We start from the raw sequence: 5,310 nt of genomic DNA on the forward strand, positions 1-5,310 counted from the left end.
TCCCTTGGTTACCAATGACAAATCGTTTTTTATTACATTAATACCAGAAAAATCTCAAATGTCCATTTTTTTCTGGTGTAAAATTAAAAGATTAACCAGCTAGCAGAAAAAGGCTGTCAGGGGCCTGTTGAATTGACAACGCCTTTTCCCTTTTCATACTGCTCAGTAAAATAGTCACGCGTTGTTTCAGGATCAAAGGTAAAAAAGGTGCCGCCTGATGAAAAATGACGGGCAAACACTTGCCCCACAGCATAGGTTGAGGCTCCGTTTAAGGCCACCAAGGTTCCATAGGACAGGACATGGCCTACCCCAGGAATAAACTTGGACAGACTGGCTGCAACAGGAGCAGCACTGGCAACAGGAGCCAGTCCACCAACAAGACTCGTGCTCGCAGAGCGCCCCAAATTCGCTTTGAACTCAACTCCATAAATTCCAGAAAGCCTGTGCAGCATTTTCAGTTGCAGAGCAGTTAATGCTGCCAAATCAAGCAAAGGAAAAGGAACAAGGCCCATTGCCATACCACCATAGGTATAGTAGAGGATGCGTTCCTGTGCTTCAGTGTCTTTTTCTGCTTTTATATCAAGTTTTTCTTCGTCAGAAGCTCCTTCAGCTCCTTCACGCTCATCAGCTTCTATCATAATTATACTCCTCGCAGTGCAATAACAGTGAGTAGCTATATCCCCAAGCTCGTCTGGAACGTCCGGTTCGTTGTTTTGTATGTCCGAAAGCTGGTTACGGATATGCAAGGATGGTTTGCGAACCTCCTGTACTGATGCGGAAACCGCATCGTACTATAATCCTTACGGTGGGATTCTGCAACCCGGTCTTTCAGGCGAATTACTCGACCAATGCTTCTTCTCACCCCTGTTTTCTTCTTTACCCACCTCTTGACCCCACCTGCCTCCTTGATAAACCGCTTGCCTTTTTCCCCTTTTCATGCCATTTTACATGCGGAACAGCAGAGTCCTCACAGGAGCAATCCCGCCCCCCTGAAGTTTTTATTTGCAGATAACTATGTATCGAAAAATAAAAAAGAATAATTCACCCGAGGAGTATGTCCCGCCTTTCACGGTATCGGCAAAAGCTATCTCAATGATCGCTGAAATTTCCGGCCTGATTGAGCGTTACTCCATTCGCTTGGAACAGCATGACGCATTACGGCTGCGCCGGGCCAACAAGGTCAAGACAATTCACTCTTCGTTGGCTATTGAGGGCAATACTCTGAGTGAAAACCAGGTTTCGGATCTGCTTGACGGAAAACGGGTCGTTGCACCTCTGCGGCAGATTCAGGAAGTGAAAAATGCCATTGCCGCATATGATCTGATGGAGAGCCTGGACCCCTTTTCCATACACGATCTTCTGAAGACGCATGAAGTGTTGATGTCAGCGTTGATAGAGGAACCAGGTAAGTTCAGGAGCAGTGGAGTCGGTGTTTTTGCTGACAATGACACACAACTTGTCCACATCGCTCCACCGGCCCATCGCGTCCCTGGCCTGGTTGCTGATCTGTTCCATTGGCTGAATAAGGCCGAAGATCATCTTTTGATACGTAGCTGTGTATTTCATTATGAATTCGAGTTTATTCATCCTTTTGCCGATGGCAACGGTCGAATGGGGCGATTCTGGCAATCGCTTATTCTCGGTCAGCTTCACGAGGCATTTCTATCATTGCCGGTGGAAACCATGATTCATGACAACCAGCAGGATTATTATGAGGCCATCAATACCAGCACCTCTCAAGCTGACTGCGGAGAATTCATTGATTTTATGCTGACCGAGATATTACAGGCACTCAGGATTCATCAGCAGGAAACTGATGCCCTGGAGTGATGCATGTCTCGGCAACCGGTTCTGCTTTTCATCTGTACCCGAAAACTTATTTCTTTCCCCGCCCCTTTTTCCGTTTCACCATCTGCTTCTGTTCCAGACGAAAAAGGGCCAGGGCATCGGACAAACGTTTTTCCGCCTTCTGGATCAACATCTCATGACTGCCCTGTGCTGCCTCTTTTTTGCTGGTGCATTGGATGTAGGTTCCGTCCGGCTGCATTTCCCAGGCACTGCGTTGATCAGCAAGCTGGACATCAAGGATCTCCCGCAACTCTTTACGCAGTTCCTCTGGCTCTACCGGGGTAATCACTTCCACCCGATCCTCCAGGTTTCGCTTCATAATATCAGCAGAACCGATAAAATACTCTTCCTCGCCCTTATTGTAAAAATAATAGATACGGCTATGCTCCAGGAAGCGACCAACAATGGAAACCACCCGGACATTGTCTGATAAGCCGGGAATACCAGGGCGAAGACGACAGGTATCCCGAATAAGCAGATCCACCTGCACCCCGGCCATAGCAGCCCTGTACAGGGCTGCTGTGATATCCTTATCCTCCAGTGCATTGGTCTTAAACTGGATTCTTCCGGGTGTTTTATTGCTATGATGATCTATTTCCCGTTCTATCTTTTCCAGCAGGGCCTTTTTTAATACTCTGGGGGAAGGCAGTAATTTACGATAATTACGCTCTGGCGCATAACCTGTGGTGAGATAATTAAACAACTCAGTAAGATCCTGAGCAATCTCCCGGTCACTGGTCAGTATCCCCAGATCAGAATAGATTCTGGCTGTGCCTGCATGATAATTACCTGTACCAATATGGGCATACCGGCGCAGGCCATTAAAATCCCGGCGTACCACAAAAATAACCTTGGAATGGGTTTTCAAACCAACCACCCCATAAGTAACATGCACTCCGGCCTCTTCCAGGTTCTCAGCCCAGCGGATATTGGCAGATTCGTCGAAACGGGCCATAAGCTCAACCACCACAGCCACCTGCTTGCCGTTCTGGGCTGCATCCAGAAGATAGGGAATAATGCGGGAGTCAGCTGAGGTCCGGTATAAGGTCATCTTAATGGCCAACACCTTGGGGTCACGACTAGCCTCCCAGAGAAAACGTTGTACAGAACTGTCAAAGGACTCATACGGGTGTTGCAACAGGAGGGCCCCCTGTTCCCGGATAATATGAAAGATATTTCGCGAATCCCCGGAAAGGCGAAAATGGTCAAGAGGTTGATGCAAAGGATAATGCAGCTCTGGCATCTCAATAGAGGCTATCTCGAAAAGATCCCGTTTTCCGATAATACCTTCCACGGTAAATACATCTTTTTCCTCGTTAATGCCCAATTCAGCAGCCAGCATACCCCGGTGAGAGGCTGACATTTTTGCATCCACCTCCAACCGGACAATTTCAGCAAATTTACGATCCCGCAGAGCTGTCTCAATCACATCCAGCAGATCATTGGCCTTTGCTCCGTCCTGCTCAGTAATGGCGTTCCGGGTCACCCTGAAAAAGGTGCAGGATTCAACATCCAGGCCTGGGAAAACTGCTGTAAGATTATGAGCAATCAGGTCTTCAAAACGGATATAAAGATGTTCTCTGCCAATACGGATAAAACGGGGAATGCCCACGCCGGTAGGCACCTTAATACGATTAAGAAAGGGATGATCATCATGCTTGTATTTGGTGACCACCAGCAGATTGATGGACAGATTAGAGATAAAAGGAAAAGGGTGAGCCGGGTCCATGCCCTGCGGAGTCAGGAGGGGATAAATATTTTCCTGAAAGTAGCTATCAACTTCTTTTTTCTGCTCTTTATTCAGTTCCTGATACTCTGCAACTCTGATACTCTGCTCAGAGAGCTTCTTGAGTAATTTTGACTCCAGTTGTTCTTTCTTTACCAGGATGCTCCGCACCACTTCATGGCATTCGCCGATCTGTTCGCCCGGAGTGCGACCGTCCACGGTCAGCTTGCGCACCCCAGCCCCGACCTGCTGCTTAAGACCGCCGATCCGCTTCATGAAAAATTCGTCAAGATTACCGCCCACAATGGCAAGGAACATGATTCGCTCCAAAAGCGGAGTGCGCTCATCCAGGCCCTCATGCAACACCCGACGATTAAACTCCAGCCAGGTCAATTCCCGGTTCAGGTACCATTCCGATGAGGTGAGATCAAACTCACCCATATTTTCACCCTGAACCTCAGATTTTTTTTCTTTGGGATCTTTTGCCGTAACCTCGCTTTTTTTAATCATCTCTTTCTCTTTTTTCGACCGCAGCTTGCGGATGATGGATGTTACAAAACTCTGCTTTCAGCTCAACAAACGGAGTCGTTCTGGCTCTGATTCTTCCGCTGTAGCAGCAATTTTAAATTTGACAACAGGCTATTTTATTTGATGAATATGTATTATTAAAAGGCATGATCAATATTATAGGAGCCTTCTGCTTATGCCTTCAGATACCAACAAATTAACATTTGATATGTTTGTCGCCAAGATCCATAGCATATTTGATAATCTCCCGGATTATCGAAAATTCAGTCCGAATCTCAAGTATTCTATAAAAAATGCGGCGTTATGCGCATTTGCTATGTTTTTTAACCAATCCCCGTCATTTTTATCTCATCAACGAGCAATGCAGCAGGCTCATGGGCATAATAATGCTCAAATTTTGTTCGGAATAACAAAAATCATGTCGGACAATCAGACGCGCAACCTTCCTGTTTGTAACGTTTTCTGTTGATACCTTCTTATCCCGCCATTCATAGTGGCTGATACCAACAAATTTTCCAGCCAATTGTCAGCATATCGCTTGCCATTCAGACGTTCAGCAGGGCAAGTTTTCCCTTGATGCCTTTTAATCGTTGCTGGCGATGATGGACAGAAATTCCATAGCAAGGCCATTGCCCGAACATGCTGTTCAGCGGAATCGTCAGTACCATGAAAATACTGCGCATCAAAGCACACTCTGACAATAAACTTCATCAGGCGGTCAACCATATTGCTTGTTCGGTGAGCACGTTCATAGTCGTAGCTCCTGTTGAACTGCTCACGTTTAGCGCATAAGTCCAGCGTATGCTGCTTCATCGGTGAATCCGGTACTGCTTTTTCAGCCCACTCACTTAATCGCCGTAAACGTTGTGCGAATGCGGCCTTAGTCGGTGCGCGGTAAGCGTCCCATACCTTTGACTTGATTGGCTCAAACCATTCTTTCAAGCCTTTTGTCGCCCGGTCGCGAATCTTCAGAAAGGCGTGTAGAAAGCATAGACAGGCCCCTGACAGCCTTTTTCTGCTAGCTGGTTAATCTTTTAATTTTACACCAGAAAAAAATGAACATTTGAGATTTTTCTGGTATCAATGTAATAAAAAACGATTTGTCATTGGTAACCAAGGGAGATGGAAAATGTTGAGTACTGCGGAAAGTGCATGGTCCACGGTTCCGGTTTTTAAAAACGGTCGGAAAATAAGCAAGGAACAGCAAT

At 46.5% G+C, this 5,310-nt stretch carries 3 protein-coding genes and 1 pseudogene; 1 reads left to right on the top strand and 3 read right to left on the bottom strand.

Translation table 11 applies throughout. The annotated features are described in order from the left end of the window. Nucleotides 1-116: 116 nt before the first annotated feature. A complete protein-coding gene (locus L2082_RS18240; RefSeq protein ID WP_446012087.1) occupies nt 117-638 on the bottom strand; it encodes a YcjF family protein in 522 nt (173 codons plus the stop codon). A 376-nt stretch (nt 639-1,014) separates the two neighbouring features. Here L2082_RS18240 and L2082_RS18245 point away from each other — a divergent pair. Then, nucleotides 1,015-1,806, top strand: a pseudogene (locus L2082_RS18245) (Fic family protein); the annotation flags it as partial. Between the two features lie 70 nt (nt 1,807-1,876). Here L2082_RS18245 and ppk1 read toward each other — a convergent pair. Next, the gene (ppk1, locus tag L2082_RS18250; RefSeq protein WP_446010726.1) at nt 1,877-4,084 is read right to left on the bottom strand and encodes a polyphosphate kinase 1; all 2,208 of its coding nucleotides are present in this window, start codon (nt 4,082-4,084) and stop codon (nt 1,877-1,879) included. A gap of 447 nt (nt 4,085-4,531) precedes the next feature. Continuing rightward, the gene (locus tag L2082_RS18255; RefSeq protein WP_446012088.1) at nt 4,532-5,044 is read right to left on the bottom strand and encodes a hypothetical protein; all 513 of its coding nucleotides are present in this window, start codon (nt 5,042-5,044) and stop codon (nt 4,532-4,534) included. Between the last annotated feature and the right edge of the window lie 266 nt (nt 5,045-5,310).

It is taken from the genome of Candidatus Electrothrix sp., assembly GCF_052785085.1.